Origin of the sequence: Syntrophomonas palmitatica JCM 14374 (assembly GCF_001311885.1) — a bacterium.
GTDB lineage: Bacteria > Bacillota > Syntrophomonadia > Syntrophomonadales > Syntrophomonadaceae > Syntrophomonas_A > Syntrophomonas_A palmitatica.
On the sequence record NZ_BBCE01000007.1, the window covers coordinates 20,563 to 38,664 of the forward strand.

Below are 18,102 nucleotides of genomic sequence, written 5' to 3' on the forward strand. Positions count from 1 at the left end.
ATACCTCCTTAGATTTTCTCACAAAAAAGGGTTTACAGGAGAAGCTCCGGTAAACCCTTGTAGCTGGCTGCTATGCGCTGACTTGCTCTCCCTGTTTCCCTTCCAAAACCGCATCGGCAATTTTGGCGGAAATAAGCTTAACCGCCCTTATAGCGTCGTCATTTCCAGGTATCACATAATCAATTTCATCCGGGTCACAATTGGTGTCGACTATAGCTACTACTGGAATATTGAGTTTACGTGCTTCGGCTACGGCTATTTTTTCCTTGCGGGGATCTACTACAAAGACTGCTCCCGGCAGCTTATCCATGTTTTTAATGCCGCCCAGGAATCTCTCCAGTCTTTCTCTTTCATTAAGGAGCTTTGCCACCTCTTTCTTGGTTAATACCTCGAAAGCGCCCTCCTGCTCCATTTTCTCCAGTTCTTTAAGCCTGACCACCCGTTTGCGAATGGTTTTATAATTGGTCAGCATTCCACCCAGCCAGCGCTGGTTGACAAAGAACATATCGCAGCGCACGGCTTCTTCGCGAATGGTTTCCTGGGCCTGTTTTTTGGTGCCAACAAACAGAATGCCTTGTCCTTCTGCCGCCACACTCTTAATGAATTCGTAAGCTTCATCAAACTTCTTGACCGTTTGCTGCAGGTCAATGATGTAGATTCCGTTTCTCTCCATAAAAATGTAGGGCGCCATTTTGGGGTTCCATCTTCTGGTCTGGTGTCCGAAGTGCACTCCTGCTTCCAGGAGTTGTTTCATCGTAATTACTGACACCGACTCCACCTCCTTAAAGTTTTTTCCTCCGCGCTATCATCCCTTTTAAAAACTGTTAAACAGCACCCTTTAAAAGGTCCAGCCGCGTGTGTAATTACCAAAGGATAATATAACATAATTTCGGTTTCCTTGGCAAGTCGGCTTATTGCAATATCCCCTGACAAAAAATAAAGAAACCTTTACGGTTTCCTTTGTTTATACTGAAGCCCTTTTTTTATTGATTAAATTAAGTATGAGGCTAACCTCTCCCTGACCCCTGCCTAACATTTTAGCAATATCTCTGATCGCATATCCCTGTTCAAAAAGCGTCCTAACGGCAATATAAGGATGGGCACCACGCAAATCATCCGTATCATTATTATTAGCATCGTGCGTTTCATTTTGTCTGCCTGGCAATGGGATTAATTTACCCTCTGTTCCGCTGTCTGCAGATAAATTCTGTAATCCTTTTCTAATCGCTGTTACAGTATCTGCGTCCAAGCCATTAAGTGGATTGGAAATATTGAAACCCAAAGCGTTAATATGTTTAATTAACATACGGCTATTCATATTCAATTCTCTGGCTAACTCGTACACTCTAATCTTACCTGAAAAAACAACGGGCTGTTCTTTATTGTCTTCTATTTTGTCTATAACCGCATTTTGTGCTTTAACCTGTTGCTGCACCAGGTTTTGAGCTTCATGAGCCTTTTCCTGCCAGGAACTTAATTCATTAATACTATTATCTATCCTGTCTACAACCGTCATGGAGACTTCCAGGCTTTTTTCCATGAGCTTGTCCAAATCTTCTTTAACCAGATGAGCCTCATCTATTGTGCTGCGGAATTCTTGAAAAAACTGTTCCCAGATATTTTTCTTATATGCCAAATAGAAAAAGCTGCCACAAATAAAAACTATTAAAAACAGAATAAGACCCGCTGAAATGGCTGTTCACCCCCACCATACTATTTCTGCCAGACATTATATAATTATGTCCAGCAGGTGATCCGAGCCTTTTTGGGCTTCACCTTTTTTCTTATTCTCTTCTTCTTCTTCTTTTCCTCTTTTTTGGGATTTGCTTTTTGATCCTTTTTCTTGTTCTTCCTTTTCGTGTACCAGCTTGGATTCATTGCGTAAAGGTTTGTCTACGCTGTGGGCAATTCTTTCATTTTGTACGTTTATATTTTGGATGAATTCCTGTTGTCGGTTTTGATGGTCGCTCTGCTGAGCTTGCTGCACGCGGGTTACATCACCCATCTTCTGCACCAGAACCTGCATATCCACACTTCTGATCGTCATTTAACCATCCCCTTGAAATTAACGCAAGGAAGTCATCCTTACTTCTCCATTGGACAGAATAAATTCGCAATATTTTATGGCGTCATTAACTATGTATATTGACTGCCCAATACTTACTCTTACTCCTGGGTATACCGTCTCTTTCACCCTGACTTTAGCAGACTGGGTACGCTGAAACTCCCCTTCAAGAAATACAATGCGTTTCTCCATTTGACTGACTTCTTGATGCAGTGCCTTGAAAAAATCCAACATTTTCAAGAGATCCTGTTTTTTCTGGTCACTCAGATTCTCAATATTGATACCGCCGCGTTGAAAAGCCTGTACGTTTTGGTTAAGCTTTTCCAGAAGTTTTTTCTTCTCAGCTCTGACCTTAATGAGCTGCTGATATTCATCCGAAGTTTCGGGTTTACTCCTACTTCAATAATTGTCTGCGTAGCCAATTGGGAACCCATTACTTTAGATTCCACCTCGTGAGTTGCCTGAATTAGGCCGCCAACGATGATGGCCTTGCTTCCATCTACCTTAACACTGCCCCCAGCCTTTAAAAACGACTGCATAATGGCGTCCTTGACCAGAATATCGCGGCCGGACTCCACATTACTGTTTTCAATAAATTTGGCTACCACATTTTCACCGGCTGACACTTTTCCTTTGTTTCCGCCAGCAATACCGCCTTTTACAATGACACTGCCATTAGCATATACTTCGGCGCCTTCGATAAAACCATTTACCTCTATATCACCGCCGGCTTGAACCTTGAAACCGGATACTATATTGCCGCTGATAACTACATTGCCAATAAAATCAATATTACCGGTAGAATAATCTACATTTCCATTTACTTTGTACACCGGGTTTACAGCTATTTTATTGCCAATGATACTAACGTGCCCATCGATAACAGCATATAGCTGAGTCTCATCCTGGTTGATAACAGTGTTGCTGCCTCGCAGGAGCTTAAAATCTTTACCGCGGCGGGCAGGAATTTCTTCGCCGGTCACTGCCTGCCCGGGAGTTCCTTCTGTGGGAGGAATACGTTCTGCTAGTAGTTCTCCGGCTTTGACATTATGTATTAAGCCCAGGTCAAAATAATCAACATTGCCTTTTTCATCAATTTTAGGTCCGCCTTCCCCGGAAAGCGAAAACTTGTTTATTATCTGACCATCTTTACCGTCAACCGGCGGATTTCCTTCTGCGACCATTATTTTATAGCCTAAATTCTGGGGCTGCAAGGCTTCCATTATCCGGTTGTCATCAATGCCAAAAACTACCCCATGATCATTCAATATTTGCCTTATTTCCTGCACAGAGTATGTTTTACCGCCTTCGCCCGGAGGGAATACTTCTACATAAGCTTTTAATTTATCCTTTTCTATAGTAACCTTTACCGCAGCTGAATTGTCATTATCTGCCATTAATTTCCCTCCTTTACACCATGATATATTTCTTTTTGCTAAGGCTGCCGCGAAGTCTGAGAATAGCTTTGGTATGTAATTGTGATATCCTGGATTCAGATAATTGCAGTACTGCTCCTATTTCCTTCAATGTTAATCCTTCGTAATAATACAAATAGACTACCGTCTTTTCTTTATCCGGCAAACGGGATATAGACCTGGTCAGGATTTCTTTTACCTCAGCCAGTTCCATCAATTCCAAGGCATCAGTGGCTTTATGATCTTCCAGTAAATCTAAAACCCTTTTTTTCCTTGCATCCCCTTCTTCTCCGGGAAGAAAATCATCCAATGATATTATCGTATTCGCAGCTACTTCTCTTAATAACCCTGACAAAGCCTGCGTTGTAATGCCCATCTCCGCTGCCACTTCAGCATCACTGGCAGCTCTGCCCAATCTGGATTCCAATTCACAATATACCTTCTCCAACTCCTTGCTCTTCTGGCGTATTGAAACCGGTACCCAGTCCATAGCTCGCAATCCGTCAATTACCGAACCCCTTATTCTCGTTATAGCGTAGGTTTCAAATTTTACGTTTCTTTTATGATCAAATTTCTCAATCGCGTCAATTAATCCTTCTATACCGTATGATATAAGTTCATCAAGTTCTACTACCGAAGATAGATTTATAGCCAGCCTGCTGGCTACATATTTAACCAGATGAGCATAATGGATTATCAATTCATCCCGGGCCTCTAAATCATCATTTTCTTTATATTGCACCCAGGTCATGCTCATATCTGTCTTCATCTAAATTATTCTCTCCCCGTGTCCTATTGTTCGCACCAATAGATCACCTGTCTCCGGATCAAAGGTTATGGTGCGGCCATAGTTGCCACCGGTATCTTTGGCGAGCAGAGGTATCTTATGTTTGCTTAAATTGGCTTCAACTGCCAGGCCGTTGCGTTCGCCAATTTTCATGATGTCGCTTTCCCCGGAGAATTTAAACATTTGCGCTCCGCCTGCTATCTTAGCCTGCAAGCGTGCCCGGGAAGCCCCGGCTTTAGTCATTTCCTCCAATACTACTTCCAAAGCTGAATCTGCAAACTTGGCCTTATTTTCAGGATTTTTAGCCTGTTCACTTGACGGCAGCATAATATGGGCCAAACAAGCCAACTTAATGGACCGGTCAATGATACAAATACCTATGCAGGAACCGAGCCCCGCAGTCATTAACTTGTCCGGCGCCCTGGCCAACTTTAAATCAGCCATTCCTACCTGGATAATACTGGCCATTAGTAATTCACCCCAAGCGCTGTTAAAATTGTGTTCAGGGAACCCGGTTCAGGTAATAGGAAAAAATGTCCTACTACTTCCTGGTCTTCTTTGGTGAAGTCGGTTTCCAGAACCAGAACATGATCAGCTACTTCACCAAATTGCGCTAAAATGGCATCAAGCACTGCTCCCGCCATATCAATTCCCAAAGCCGGAACTGAAGGAATAAAGCTTATGTTGGTAAACATGGATAAAGCATTTAAATACGTAGCGGATAATATATTACCCAGTTCCATCATGGCAGACATTTCCATGTCATCCAAGGACTCGACCCTGGTTTCTCCCATAGAACGCCCCAAAAGCATATCAATTAACAAACATGCCTTTTCAACTGAAAGAATAAAAAGAATATTGGTGGGAGCACCGCCGGTAACATTGAAATATATGCCCGCGACATGACTGTCGGCTCCGCCAATTAATTCAGGAACCTCAGCAAAAGGAAGGATGTTTACTTTGGGAACCGTCATATCAATTTTGGCGCTTAACATCTGCGCCAGAGCGGTTGCCGCATTGCCAGCGCCAATGTTCCCGATTTCTTTCAGGGCATCCATTTGCATGCCAGATAATTCACTAAAGTCATTTACCACCGTGGTTCACCTACCCGAGGACCCATAACTATAAGTCCAATATTTTCTGCAGATCCAGTAATATAAGCAGACGCTCCTGCACCTTGGCTATGCCTTTTATGTGGTCAGCGTTAATAGAATTATAAACCCTGTCTGTAGCTTCAATATCTGCAGTATTCAAACGCAATACTTCCGAAACCTCATCAACTATGATTCCAGCCTTTACGTCTTCAAATTCAAATACTATTATGCGTTTATCTTCTTCATTGCCCGAGGACTGCAAATTAAACTTCTTATGCAAGTTGATAACCGGGATGATGTTGCCCCTTAAATTGATAACACCGTCAATATGCTTTTCTGCTCTGGGTACGCGGGTTATATTTAACAAGCGGTTTATTTCCTGTACGTTTAAAATATCAACCGCATATTCCTCTTTTCCTAACTGAAAAGCTACGACTTGAATTTCATTGCCGCTGGAAACTGAATTCTGAAAACGGAGACTCAGCATATCTTCCATGTTAAACACACCTCCCCTTTAAAACAAAGTGGCTATATCGAGAATAAGTCTAACGTTGCCGTCTCCGGAAACGATAGCTCCTGCCAGTCCTGGAATTCCAGCCAGAAGTTTACCAAGAGATTTAATTACTATTTCCTGCTGGCCAATCAGGGTGTCAACCACCAGCCCAATCTGTTTTTCGGCTTTGCGTACCACCACTACATACATCTCATCACTATCATTGTTACTTGTTGCTTCAAGCAGATATCCCAGACGATATAATGGTAATACAGTCCCTCTTAACATAATGACTTCCTGGTTTTGGATCATTTTTATATCGCTGGATTTGATCATGGTAGTTTCATCTACAGAACTCAGAGGAACTGCATAGACTTCATCCTGGACAGAAACCATTAATGCCTGTATTATAGCCAAAGTAAGCGGCAATTTAATCTTAAAACGGGTACCTTGACCAAGCCTGGAATCAACAAATATTTCCCCGCTAAGGGCTTCGATTTTAGTTTTGACTACATCAAGCCCTACTCCGCGTCCGGATACATCGGTAACGATTTTAGCCGTACTGAATCCCGGATGAAACAGCAGGTCAATAGCTTCCTCGCGGCTCATCAATTCCGCTTCTTTACTACTGAGGATACCCTTTTCTACTGCTTTTTCCAATACCCTTTTGATATCTATCCCCGCGCCGTCATCCTCAACCTCAATATAAACATTGTTGCCTTCATGCCTGGCCCTCAGCATTACCGTACCCTGGGAAGGTTTGCCTTTCTTGAGCCTTTCTTCGGGGGATTCCAGGCCGTGGTCCAGGGCATTGCGCAGAAGATGGACCAGGGGATCGCCTATTTCATCGATTACGGTTCGGTCTAATTCAGTTTCCTTGCCTTCAATCAGAAAATCTACTTCTTTATTCAATTCTTTAGCCAGATCTCTTACCATACGGGGAAAACGGTTAAAAACCTGTTCAATTGGAACCATGCGAACTTTCATAACAACTGATTGCAAGTCTGTAGTTATGCGATCTATTTGCTCCATGGTTTCGTTTAATTCGGTAATTTTGCGGGTAGCCCCTATCTGTTCCAAACGGCCTTTATGCATAACCAGTTCGCCGACTAAATTCATAAGATTATCCAACCGTTCTATGTCTACCCTGACAGTTTGTTTAACCTTATGGTTGGTTTTTTTATTATCATTATTGTCAGCAGTCTGACCTTGTATTTCCACCGGTCCCGTCGGAACCGAAGTCTGGCTTGAAGCATTCAACGCCTTTATATCAATTTCTTCAATAGTAATTATGTAGAGTTCTAATATATTTTCCAGCTTCTTTTTTAATTCCGTCAATGCGGCCGGAGATATTAAAAACAATTCAAAACTATCTTCAAAACGCCCTTCGTCCAGTTCCTGAGCCGAAGGAATTGATTTGATTATCTCTCCGTCTTCTTCCAGGGCTTTAAATGCCATAAAAGCACGTACTGATTTCATTAAACAATCTTTTTCTATACCCATTTTTATGTAAAAAACTTTAAAATTCCGGCTTTCAGCTTCCTTCATAATCGTAATATCATACTCATTAAACTCAAAAGCGCTGTGGCTATATTCCATAATATCAGCGGCAGCCGGGGGTTCTGCGTCTAATATTTTACATTCTGCCGCCCCGGCAGCTTCATAGCTGCCAAACTTAATATTGTCCAGCGCCAGGATAAGGTCTTGATTATCCATCTCTCCCGAACCTTCATTTTCTATCTTTTCCACCATGGATTGGATGCGGTCAAAGCACTTAAATATAACATCAATTATTGCAATATTAACCGGCATTAGTCCTTCTTTTAAATCAGACAAGACATTTTCCATATGGTGGGTTAAATCAGCTAAATCATCAAAACCCATAGTAGATGACATACCTTTGAGAGTGTGGGCGGCGCGAAAGATCTCATTTAATGCGCCCATGTTGGCTGGTTCTTTCTCCAGTTCCAACAATCTTTGATTTAGACTGGATAAGTGTTCTTTACTTTCTTCCAGGAACACATCCAGATACTGGGTCATATCCATCTTCATTTTATCAACTCCCAAAAGTTACTTATATAGCCTCTTGTTTATGTTTAAACATATTTTAGTATTTCATGGTGCATGATGGTAAGCGGCACAACCTTATCTACGAGGCCGGTTTCCACAGCCGCTTTGGGCATGCCATACACGATACAAGTAGATTGATCTTCTGCGATAATCTTGGCGCCGCGCTGCTTTAACAGCGGAAGCCCTGCAGCTCCGTCATGTCCCATTCCTGTCATAATTACACAAACCATATTAGACCAGAATTCGCGAGCCACTGATTCAAGCATGACATCAACTGCAGGACGTAATCCCCCCCGTGGCGGAGATTGGTCTAACTCTACCCAAAGAGATAATCCACCCATACCGTTTTTAGAACGTACCTTTAAGTGATAATCACCGGGAGCAATATAGACCGTACCGGGTAAAACCTTTTCGCCCTGTTCCGCTTCCTTCACATGAACCTGGGACAGTACATCCAGCCTTTCGGCCAGAGAACGTGTGAAACCGGGCGGCATATGTTGTACTACCAGTATACCTGCCTTTATATCTGCTGGTAAACGCGGAATTAGCTGGTATAAAGCCTTGGGACCGCCTGTAGAAGTCCCTATTAGTATAAGCTGATTCAACTCTTGAACTGTTCCGGAGATTTTATTGGTAATCTTTGGTCTTGTCAGGCCAGGTTCACTTACTATATTTAAATTCTGCAGTTTTTTTCTAGCTCCTGCTGCAATCCTAATTTTCCCTACAATTTCATCTCTAACTTTATCAATATCCAGAGATATTGAACCCGATGGCTTGGGAATAAAATCAACCGCTCCCAGCTGAAGAGCGCGGAGGGTTTGATCTGCCCCGTTTTTGGTCAAACTGCTTAACATTATCACTGGCAGCGGATGTTCGCGCATGATCTTCTCCAGCGCGCTCAAACCATCCATATGCGGCATTTCTACATCCATGGTAACCACATCAGGATCAAGTTCGTTAATTTTCATTAGAGCATCATTGCCATCCCTGGCAGTGCCAATAACCTCCAAATCAGGCTCTGGTTAATAATATCAGATATAACTTTACGCATAAAAGCAGAATCATCAACTACCAGAACCTTTGCTGCAGCCATTCATACCCTCCGTTCACTGTAATGTGGCCTTTAGTATCATTTATATGTAATAATTGGGACCGTTTAGGCACATATTTATATTCAAATTAATAAAATACACGTGTTAAATATGCCGATTAATTTATAAACCCTTTTTAATCCACTCGCGTTGTTTTTGAAAGATGAACTTGAATATCTTGTCTTTTTGCCGGTCGGTAATATTATCAAATTCAATGGCGACACGGAAATCATCATTCTCTCGTTTACGATCCCAAACCCTGATAATACGTGATTTGCAATAAACAGAATCCTGCCCGGGTAATTGCAGTTCTAATTCAATCAGCTGGTCTTTTTGCAAGAAAGCCCGAGTGTTTATCAACAACCCCCCTGCGCTGATATCAATGGTAGTACCTTGATAGATGATATCCTCCTGGTTTTCATCTTTATTTTCATCATTCAGGATACGAAAACGAACCGGAAGCGTAACCTGCAAACGGACATATTCTCTTTTCTGATTAACCGGGAATAAACTGTCAGGTTTACTGACTACCAGATGCGGAAGCGGATCGCGGCGCCTGCTAACGACCTTGGAATTTCCTCCTACAATACTATAGCGGTCGCGGAAAATCAGTTTGATATCCTGACCCGGCCACAAAGGAACCAACGCGCCTTTGCGCATAGGCATGGATATATAAAGATAATTGTCTTTAATTTCCTCCACCCGGCTGGGCAATCGTTGTTTTTCTCCTTCAACCTCAATTTCCAGCAACTGATTAACTTTTATATCTTCGGGTTTCATGTGATCCTCCACTCATTTTATTTTGCCAGACCGACTACGCGCCGGAAGAACTTTCTTATTCCCCCGCTGCTGGTACCACTATTGGCTCCGCTCTTAAAATCTGTGTTCATCAGATTATTGGCAATGTTATTTATATTTTTGGCGGCAATGTTTCCTGGAAACATCTGAATAAACGCTTGCTGATTTCTAATTCCCGCGCCTACCATTGATTCATTTACAACATGGCCCAGTATCTTGATATCGAGGTTAAGAAACTTCGAACAAACCAGCTTAAATTTTTCCGCCACCATAATGCCTTCAGCATTTTCATTCACCCGGTTTACCACCAGGTAAATACTCTTGGAAGCGGATTGACGTGCTATCGCTTTTACTACCCCATAAGCATCCGTTAACGCTGTAGGTTCAGGAGTGGTAACGATTACTACATCATCAGCGGCCAGCAGGAATGTGAGAACATTTCGGGATATTCCGGCGCCGGTATCTATAACCATATAATCATATTCACCATCGAGTTTTCCTAATTCAATCATTATTTTCTTGAGTTCGCTGGTGGTAAGATTAGCTAATTCGGCCATTCCCGAGCCGCCTGGAATAACTGCCATGCCCTGCGGCCCGGTTATTATAATATCTTTTAAACTCTTCTGACCTTGAAGCATATGATTAATATTGTATTGAGGTGTTAACCCCAACATAATATCTATGTTAGCCATGCCCAAATCAGCATCCATTAAAATCACTTTTTTACCACGGTTGCAGAGACTTAAGGATATATTCAGAGCCAGCGTGCTTTTGCCTACTCCTCCTTTGCCGCTGCTGATAACAATGACCCGGGTTAGCTTAAGTTCATTGATTAATTCATTTTCTATTTGTTGTTTTACATTCAGAGCCATTTCCCTCAATTTATCAGCCTGGTCGTTCATCATCATGCCCCATCCCTTCTTAACAGCAAATGAGCAAGTTTAAAGCTGTTTGGAACTTCAATGTCATCTGGCACATTTTGCCCGGTAGTAAAGTAAGCAATGGGTTTGTTTATTTCTTGAATAACATTTATTATGGGTCCATAATGACGGGTCTCATCCAATTTGGTAAATATAACCTTATCAATGCCTACGGTGGAAAATTCCTGGTACATATTAATCAGGTCACTGCTCTCAGTGGTAATGCTTAAAACCAATATGGTTTCATCGGGTTTGGCAACCTGCACAAATTCCTTTAATTCCTCCATTTGTTGGCGGTTATATGGACTTCTGCCGGCAGTATCAACAAATATTAAATCTTTATTTTTAAATTTATCAATAGCGTGACATAGGTCGGCAGGGTTAAATACCACACTTATGGATATGCCTATAATTTCAGCAAAGGTGCGTAATTGTTCCGCAGCGGAAATACGATAGGTATCCAGAGTGATTAATCCGATATCTCGATTTTCCAGAAAAGTCATGTTTGCGGCCAATTTAGCTATTGTGGTTGTTTTTCCCACCCCTGTAGGACCGACCAAAAATACAATAGTCCCTTTACGATCAGAATTAATTGTAATCGGACTGATACAGTTTATATATCCCTGTATAGCAGATACGAATAATTCTATGATTCTATCTTCAGCCGCATCAGTTTCCGCTGCCAGGTTGATGCCACGCTTGAAACTATATTTAAAGCAATTTCACGATCCACATGATTTTCAGTAAGAATCTCATATAAGACCTGCAGTTGTTCCGACATACCGCCTATTCTTTCAAGTTCATACATTCTGGATTTCAAATCAGTAATCAGATTTTTCATACTGCGCAATTCCAGCAGTAATTCTTCATCTCTTTCCGGTTTAACATTATTAGCTGCATCTGCATTATCCTCTGGCGGCGGAGTCTTTTTGCGGTAGCGATCACTATTGACCATTAAATCATTATCTATAGCTACGGTTATTTCTACATACGGCGCGGAGAACCAGGCCAACAAACCGCGTTTCTTCACCTGACGGCTATGTAAAATGATAGCTTCGCCGCCCATTTCCGCCTTGGCCTGTTTAATGGCGGCTTGAAAATCCCGGGCCACGAATTTTTTTATCTTCATGCTGACACCATCCCCACACTTCAACTCTGACATCAGTATCAATTTCGTTATAGGAGAGAACAATCAGATTGGAAATAAAGCGATCTATCAAGCGTTTAAAATAAATACGCATTACTGGAGCGCAAAGCACAATTGGCGTAATACCTCGGGCTGTCAACTCCTGCTGTTTAAGACTCAGGTTATCAATTAAGCGCTGGGCAGTATCAGGATCTAGAGCCAGATAGGAACCAAATTCAGTCTGTTGTATGGATTCGCGCAATTGTTCCTCTAATACGGGGTCCAGGGTAAGAACTGTCAGGGAATTGTCGTTGCCAACAAATTGCCGACTAATTTGCCTCTTTAATGACTGACGCACATATTCAGTTAAAACATCTGGATCCCGCGTTATCTTGGCATAGTCAGCCAGGGTCTCTAAAATGCTGACCATATCACGTATCGAAACAAGTTCTTTGAGCAGATTCGCCATTACCCGCTGAACATCGCCGATATTCATCAGGTCAGGTATTAGTTCATCCACCACCGCTTGATTTTGTTCTTTGATAAAGTTCAGAGTGTTTTGGACCTCTTGTCGGCCCAGCAGTTCAAAAGCATGCGCTTTAATAACTGATGTTAAATGAGTTGCCAGCACTGAAGGCGGATCTACTACTGTATAACCCTTCAATTCTGCCTTTTCTTTATCACTGGCGTCAATCCACCGGGCCGGCAAGGTGAAAGCCGGTTCCAGGGTGTCTATTCCCGGGAGTTCAGTATCATTTTCGATGCCGGGGCCGATGGTTAGATAGTTGTCAAGTATTAATTCACCGGCAGCGATTTCAACCCCTTTAATTTTTATTACATAATTATTGGGTTTTAGCTGCATATTATCGCGAATCCGTATAGGAGGCACTACAAAACCTAATTCTACCGCACACTGGCGCCGTATCATAACAATACGATCTAACAGGTCCCCTCCCTGTTCGGCGTCAACTAATGGAATCAGAGCATAACCAAGTTCCATCTCCATTTTTTCTACCTGCAGCAACTCAACCACATTCTCAGATTTCTTTATCGACTCCGCTTCTACCATTTCTTCCTGATCTGCTTCAGGCACTACTTCTGCGTTGAACCTTTAAACGCAAAAAACAGCAGGCCAAAAAAGGCTGCCAGCGAATACATGGGTAAACGCGGCAAACCAATGCTCCCCATTATAACCAGGATAACAGCCGCCAGGCCCAGGGCTTTGGGATAACTAAAAAGCTGGCTGGTCAATTCGCTGCCCAGAGTAGTTTTAGCCGCGCTGCGGGTAACAACAATACCGGTAGCGGTAGAGATAAGTAACGCTGGTATCTGGGTGACCAAACCATCACCAACCGTTAATATGGTATACACCTGCATAGCTTCAGCCATGGTGTAACCCTTTTGTGAAATGCCAATAATAAACCCGCCTATTATATTAATGATGATGATAAGTATTCCAGCTATAGCGTCCCCTTTTACAAATTTGCTGGCACCATCCATAGCTCCATAGAAATCAGCCTCCTGTTGAATCTTTTGACGACGTTCGCGGGCGGCTTGTTCGTTAATCAATCCTGCGTTCAGGTCAGCATCGATAGCCATTTGTTTACCGGGCATGGCATCCAGTGTAAAGCGGGCTCCAACTTCAGATACTCTCTCAGCTCCTCTGGTTATGACGATAAATTGGATTACCACCAGAATCAGAAAAATAATCAATCCGACCACCATATTACCGCCTACCACAAAAGAACCAAATGAAGCGATCACTTCGCCCGCCTCGGCATTCAACAAGATAAGGCGTGTGGATGATATGTTCAGTGATAAGCGAAACAGGGTCATTACCAGTAAGAGGGCGGGAAAAACTGAAAAATCGAGAGGGTCGGTATTTAAAGTCGAAACCATTAAAATTATCAAGGCAAAGCTTATATTAAAAGTCAGGAGAATATCAAGCAGAACCGTACTCATAGGTATAAGCATCATCATTACTATGCAGACCACCAGTAAAGCGATGAGCACATCGCTGTGATCCATTATTTTGCCCAGCCAGGATGCCCTATCCTGCATCTTCCATCCTCCGTCTACAGAACAATTCTCTTCTGTTTGAACACAAAGGCCAATATTTCTGCAACTGCCTGGTAAAGATCTTCAGGAATCAAATCGCCAATATCGGTGCTATAATAGAGTGTACGTGCCAAAACAGGGTTTTCTACAACAGTTACCCCGTTCTCACGAGCAATTTCCTTTATTCTTAAAGCTACAAAATCCTGTCCCCTGGCAATTACGACCGGGGCTTCCATCGTCTTGAGCTCATATTTTAAAGCCACGGCAAAGTGGGTGGGGTTGGTAATAACCACATCGGCATGAGGAACTTCAGCCATCATGCGTTTGGTGGCAAATTCCCTTTGAATCTGCCTTTGCCGGGATTTTATCAAAGGATCTCCTTCGGTCTGCTTGTATTCCTGTTTAATCTCATGCTTGCTCATCTTAAGAGATTTCTCGTGTTCATACCACTGGTACAGATAGTCGATAATGCCTAAAATAATAAACGCGATTCCAACTTTAAGGGCCATTTCGAAAAAAATATTACCCAGGTTTTTTACTATGGCTGCCAGTTCCATGTCTACAAAGCGCGGGAACAGGTAGTAGTATTTTTTTATTACCGTATATACTATGTAACCGGTGACTGTTACCTTGAATAGAGACTTTGCTAATTCCATTAAAGCCCGCCGGGAAAAAACCCGTTTAAAACCTTCAATGGGATTTAAACGTTCAAATTTTGGGGTAAGGGCCTCACTGCTGAATACGGACCCTACCTGCAAATAGCTGATTAAAAATGCCGCGATAAAAGTGCTGAGCAAAACCGGCATCAGTATTTGGGCCATTAGGGTCAGTACTTCTATTAAAAGGTCGCAGGCGTACTGGTTGCTGAAATCCTGAAGACTGCGATCCAGTATATACAGAGAGGTAAAAGCCTTGAGACTCTCAACAGCGTAGTTAAATGTCATTAACAGACCTACTGAACCGGCTAATAAAATTACTGCCGAATTCAGGTCGGTGCTCTTGAATACCTGTCCCTTTTTGCGTGCCTCTTCACGGCGCCGCGGAGTAGCTTGTTCGGTTTTTTCCCCGCCGTCGCCTTCAGCGAAAAGCTGCAGGTTAAAAATAAAAGCCATCAACGTTTCGTCAATCAACAGCTACAACCCCATTACCAGTACAAGCTGGTCAATGTAAGCAAAAAATCGCACAAACAATTCACCAAAAACCCATATGTAAACGGGCAGCATAACCAGGAGCGCCCCCAAACCCAGCATAATTTTTATAGGCATTCCCACCAGAAACACATTCATCTGCGGAACGGTGCGCGCAATAAACCCCATGGCTACATCAGTAGTAAGAACGGCAATCACCAAAGGAGCTGCTATTTTTAGAGCAATAATAAACATATATACGGTAATCCCCGTCAGCAGCTTCATTAAATCAGAGGACATGCTAAACCCCAAAACCGGCACCGCTTTATAACTCTGGACCAGAGCCTGCAATAAGTAATGATGTCCGTTCATTGACAAATAGATCAACAAAGCTATGGTCTGGGTAAGATTGCCCATCAGGGGTATTTGTGTACCTGATTGTGGGTCCACAACATTAACAATGGCAAAACCCATTTGCATATCCATTAACTGCCCGGCAAGCTGAATAGCGCCCAGTGCTACATAAGCTACAAAGCCTATCGTATATCCCACCACAATTTCCAAAACCAAGGCCGCTATAAACATCGCGGGCGTACTTATTTTCTGGCTGGCTTCGCTTAAAGGCACTATATAACACAATACCGCTGCCAGAGCTGCAATGGTAAATATCTTGACCCGAACCGGCATCATACGGCTGCTCAAAACAGGAGCGCTTATAAAAAGGCCGGAGAGGCGACAGAACAACAATAAAAAACCGGATACAGTAAATGACATGATCTAGCCTGCCATGGTCATAATGCTAACATATGCGGAATACTGGCGTATAAATTATGCATGAAAGAGGTAAGAACATTTAACATCCAGGGGCCAAAAATAAGTACTACCAATAATACCACAACAATTTTCGGAACAAACACCAGCGTCATTTCCTGCAGCTGTGTAGTGGCCTGTAATATACTGATTAATAAACCGGTTATCAGAGCGACCCCAAGAACGGGAGCAGATACCAGAAGAGTAGTTACTACGGCCTGGGTCGCTATTCCCATAACAATATCATCGTACAAAAAACTCACCCTCCCCAATAGGTTAAATAAGACGCTGAAAACCCAGAATTTTATAAATAACGCTGAATGTTTTTAATTTCTATATATGCTAATTTGCAGGTATTAACATTTTGCCTTCAGGAAGCGATAGATTTTCCTTCCTGATATAAATTAATAAGTGTTCTCAGGTACTTTCTGCTGAGGTCATAAACTTCCGCGTATTCAGCGTCTCAATTTACTTAAAACTCAGGATCAAGGACTGGATAACCAGGTTCCATCCATCTACCAACACAAACAATAATATCTTAAAAGGCAGTGATATCATCATGGGCGGCAGCATCATCATACCCATGGACATCAGAGCGCTCGCTATAACCATATCAATTACCAGGAAAGGCACGAAAATTATGAAACCAATTTGAAAAGCCGTTTTTAATTCACTGATTATAAAGGCCGGTATTAAAACATAATTGGGTATGTCGGAAAAATTTCGCGGCCTTGCTCTATGGGATAATTTAACCATTAATGCCAGGTCTTTTTCTCGGGTTTGTTTGAACATAAATTGACGCAAGGGTTTTATGCCCCGATCATAGGCAGTTTCCTGGCTTATTTTCCCGTTTAAATATGGCTGCAAAGCCTGCGAATTCACTTGTTGAAAAGTGGGGGCCATCACAAAAAAGGTAAGAAATAGAGCCAGCCCTATTAGAACCTGGTTGGGCGGCATTTGCTGCGTAGCAAGGGAACTGCGGATGAAACCTAATACTATGATAATACGCGTAAACGAAGTAAGCATTATCATAATGGCGGGAGCCAGTGACAAGATAGTTAAAAGGATAATTATCTGCAAGGCATTGGACAGATTCTCAGGATTATTGGCAGCATCGCCGACCTGCAAATTAATATTCGGAATCTGCAGTGGCTCAGCCTGAACCGGTAATGCTGCAGCCAGTACTGCAAAAACCGCAAGAAATAGTATCAATATGTAATTGCTTCGAAGTTTATTCATTGTCGTCACTTATTTTACCACCACCAGTGCGCCCATCTCTGACTTCAAGATTCATTTTCTCAAGACGCTGCACCTGCTCTTCCATGAGCCATTTAAACTCATTTGTTTTTTTATCCGCAATCTTGCGGTTCTTAAACATACTAAACAAGAAATCCTTCCAGGAATCCAAATCAGTTTGGTTCTCAGGCAGTTTATATTGTTCTATTTCCTCCAACACTGCAGCAGAATCAAGTTCAAATAACAAGGATATATTATGATCAGTTATACCCAGGGCATATACTCTATCCCCGGTTTTACATAAAACTATGCCCCGGTTATTGGACAACGCCACCTCATCAACCACTTGCAGCCATTTACCCTGCATGCGCCGCGATGACTTTTATCCCAAAAACCTTATAACAGACCAGGCTGCCCCCAAAATAAGCAGTAAAATAATTATTAATTTTAACAGATCAAGCCAGAAGTTGGTTCCGCCGCCGGCTGCTGCTTCCTGCTGATCATAGGCCCGGTTAAGGTCATTGATATTGTCTACTGCCAGTACACATGATCCCATTAGCTGTACTATAAACAATGCCAATAGGATTACAAAAACTGGACTGATTTTACGGGTAAATAAATGCAAGTTTTTTCACATCCAAGAATAATCAATCAAGTGCTTTGCCTACAGCTTCTATAACCCGTTCGGGTTGAAACGGTTTTACAATGAAATCCCGGGCTCCAGCCTGAATAGCGTCAATTACCATAGCCTGCTGTCCCATAGCGCTGCACATAATAATCCGCGCCGAAGGATCAAACTCTTTGATGGCCTTAACCGCAGCAATACCATCCATATCCGGCATGGTAATATCCATAGTAACCAGATCGGGTTTGAGTTCTTTGAACTTTTCAACCGCGACAGCGCCATTTTCAGCTTCGCCTACCACATTGTAACCATTCTTTGAGAGTATGTCCTTAATCATCATCCTCATAAACGCAGCGTCATCCACAACCAGAACCGATTTAGCCATCG

21 protein-coding genes and 2 pseudogenes are annotated in these 18,102 nt (G+C 42.5%); all 23 read right to left on the minus strand.

Features of this window, described 5'->3' with window-relative positions; genetic code table 11:
- Positions 1 to 70: 70 nt before the first annotated feature.
- The 23 genes and pseudogenes from rpsB to JCM14374_RS05245 all read right to left on the minus strand — a co-directional run bounded on the left by rpsB (position 71) and on the right by JCM14374_RS05245 (position 18,100).
- Entirely contained in the window at positions 71 to 769 is a 699-nt protein-coding gene (gene rpsB / locus JCM14374_RS05135; RefSeq protein WP_054694355.1) for a 30S ribosomal protein S2, read from the minus strand.
- Positions 770 to 964: 195 nt separating this feature from the next.
- Complete coding sequence (locus JCM14374_RS05140) at positions 965 to 1,636, minus strand: translation initiation factor IF-2 N-terminal domain-containing protein (protein WP_054694358.1); 672 nt, start codon at positions 1,634 to 1,636, stop codon at positions 965 to 967.
- A gap of 93 nt (positions 1,637 to 1,729) precedes the next feature.
- Positions 1,730 to 2,047: a hypothetical protein gene (locus JCM14374_RS05145; protein ID WP_054694361.1), complete on the minus strand. Its 318-nt coding sequence runs from the start codon at positions 2,045 to 2,047 to the stop codon at positions 1,730 to 1,732.
- Positions 2,048 to 2,065: 18 nt separating this feature from the next.
- Positions 2,066 to 3,462, minus strand: a pseudogene (locus JCM14374_RS05155) (flagellar assembly protein A).
- Positions 3,463 to 3,475: 13 nt separating this feature from the next.
- Complete coding sequence (locus JCM14374_RS05160; protein WP_054694370.1) at positions 3,476 to 4,249, minus strand: FliA/WhiG family RNA polymerase sigma factor; 774 nt, start codon at positions 4,247 to 4,249, stop codon at positions 3,476 to 3,478.
- Complete coding sequence (locus tag JCM14374_RS05165) at positions 4,250 to 4,735, minus strand: chemotaxis protein CheD (protein ID WP_054694373.1); 486 nt, start codon at positions 4,733 to 4,735, stop codon at positions 4,250 to 4,252.
- Positions 4,735 to 5,361, minus strand: a complete 627-nt coding sequence (locus tag JCM14374_RS05170) for a chemotaxis protein CheC (RefSeq protein WP_054694376.1) — start codon at positions 5,359 to 5,361, stop codon at positions 4,735 to 4,737. The genes JCM14374_RS05165 and JCM14374_RS05170 overlap by 1 nt, the downstream gene beginning before the upstream one ends.
- A 28-nt stretch (positions 5,362 to 5,389) precedes the next feature.
- The gene (locus JCM14374_RS05175) at positions 5,390 to 5,857 is read right to left on the minus strand and encodes a chemotaxis protein CheW (protein WP_054694379.1); all 468 of its coding nucleotides are present in this window, start codon (positions 5,855 to 5,857) and stop codon (positions 5,390 to 5,392) included.
- Positions 5,858 to 5,875: 18 nt separating this feature from the next.
- Complete coding sequence (locus tag JCM14374_RS05180) at positions 5,876 to 7,906, minus strand: chemotaxis protein CheA (protein WP_207641593.1); 2,031 nt, start codon at positions 7,904 to 7,906, stop codon at positions 5,876 to 5,878.
- A 44-nt stretch (positions 7,907 to 7,950) separates the two neighbouring features.
- Entirely contained in the window at positions 7,951 to 8,892 is a 942-nt protein-coding gene (locus JCM14374_RS05185) for a protein-glutamate methylesterase/protein-glutamine glutaminase (RefSeq protein ID WP_369397304.1), read from the minus strand.
- On the minus strand, positions 8,892 to 9,017 hold the full coding sequence (locus tag JCM14374_RS15680; protein WP_369397305.1) for a hypothetical protein: 126 nt from the start codon (positions 9,015 to 9,017) through the stop codon (positions 8,892 to 8,894). The genes JCM14374_RS05185 and JCM14374_RS15680 overlap by 1 nt, the downstream gene beginning before the upstream one ends.
- Before the next feature lie 121 nt (positions 9,018 to 9,138).
- The gene (locus tag JCM14374_RS05190) at positions 9,139 to 9,795 is read right to left on the minus strand and encodes a flagellar brake protein (protein ID WP_054694384.1); all 657 of its coding nucleotides are present in this window, start codon (positions 9,793 to 9,795) and stop codon (positions 9,139 to 9,141) included.
- Between the two features lie 17 nt (positions 9,796 to 9,812).
- Positions 9,813 to 10,721, minus strand: a complete 909-nt coding sequence (locus JCM14374_RS05195; protein ID WP_242848833.1) for a MinD/ParA family protein — start codon at positions 10,719 to 10,721, stop codon at positions 9,813 to 9,815.
- Positions 10,718 to 11,293 (minus strand): flagellar biosynthesis protein FlhF, encoded by a 576-nt coding sequence (locus JCM14374_RS05200; protein WP_054694387.1) that lies wholly within the window; start codon positions 11,291 to 11,293, stop codon positions 10,718 to 10,720. The genes JCM14374_RS05195 and JCM14374_RS05200 overlap by 4 nt, the downstream gene beginning before the upstream one ends.
- Before the next feature lie 86 nt (positions 11,294 to 11,379).
- The gene (locus tag JCM14374_RS05205; RefSeq protein ID WP_054694390.1) at positions 11,380 to 11,862 is read right to left on the minus strand and encodes a hypothetical protein; all 483 of its coding nucleotides are present in this window, start codon (positions 11,860 to 11,862) and stop codon (positions 11,380 to 11,382) included.
- A pseudogene (flhA, locus tag JCM14374_RS05210) lies at positions 11,816 to 13,887 on the minus strand (flagellar biosynthesis protein FlhA). Before flhA ends, JCM14374_RS05205 begins: the two are co-directional and overlap by 47 nt.
- A 47-nt stretch (positions 13,888 to 13,934) precedes the next feature.
- Positions 13,935 to 15,047 carry a flagellar biosynthesis protein FlhB gene (gene flhB, locus JCM14374_RS05215; protein ID WP_242848834.1) on the minus strand — a complete coding sequence of 371 codons (1,113 nt, stop codon included), beginning with the start codon at positions 15,045 to 15,047 and terminating at the stop codon, positions 13,935 to 13,937.
- 3 nt (positions 15,048 to 15,050) lie between these two features.
- Positions 15,051 to 15,818, minus strand: a complete 768-nt coding sequence (gene fliR / locus JCM14374_RS05220) for a flagellar biosynthetic protein FliR (protein ID WP_054694393.1) — start codon at positions 15,816 to 15,818, stop codon at positions 15,051 to 15,053.
- A 17-nt stretch (positions 15,819 to 15,835) separates the two neighbouring features.
- Positions 15,836 to 16,117: a flagellar biosynthesis protein FliQ gene (fliQ, locus tag JCM14374_RS05225; protein ID WP_439646065.1), complete on the minus strand. Its 282-nt coding sequence runs from the start codon at positions 16,115 to 16,117 to the stop codon at positions 15,836 to 15,838.
- Positions 16,118 to 16,322: 205 nt separating this feature from the next.
- A complete protein-coding gene (gene fliP, locus JCM14374_RS05230; protein WP_054694400.1) occupies positions 16,323 to 17,093 on the minus strand; it encodes a flagellar type III secretion system pore protein FliP in 771 nt (256 codons plus the stop codon).
- Positions 17,086 to 17,457, minus strand: a complete 372-nt coding sequence (locus JCM14374_RS05235; RefSeq protein WP_054694402.1) for a flagellar biosynthetic protein FliO — start codon at positions 17,455 to 17,457, stop codon at positions 17,086 to 17,088. The genes fliP and JCM14374_RS05235 overlap by 8 nt, the downstream gene beginning before the upstream one ends.
- Positions 17,458 to 17,472: 15 nt before the next feature.
- Positions 17,473 to 17,715: a hypothetical protein gene (locus JCM14374_RS05240; RefSeq protein ID WP_054694405.1), complete on the minus strand. Its 243-nt coding sequence runs from the start codon at positions 17,713 to 17,715 to the stop codon at positions 17,473 to 17,475.
- 22 nt (positions 17,716 to 17,737) lie between these two features.
- The gene (locus JCM14374_RS05245; RefSeq protein WP_054694407.1) at positions 17,738 to 18,100 is read right to left on the minus strand and encodes a response regulator; all 363 of its coding nucleotides are present in this window, start codon (positions 18,098 to 18,100) and stop codon (positions 17,738 to 17,740) included.
- Between the last annotated feature and the right edge of the window lie 2 nt (positions 18,101 to 18,102).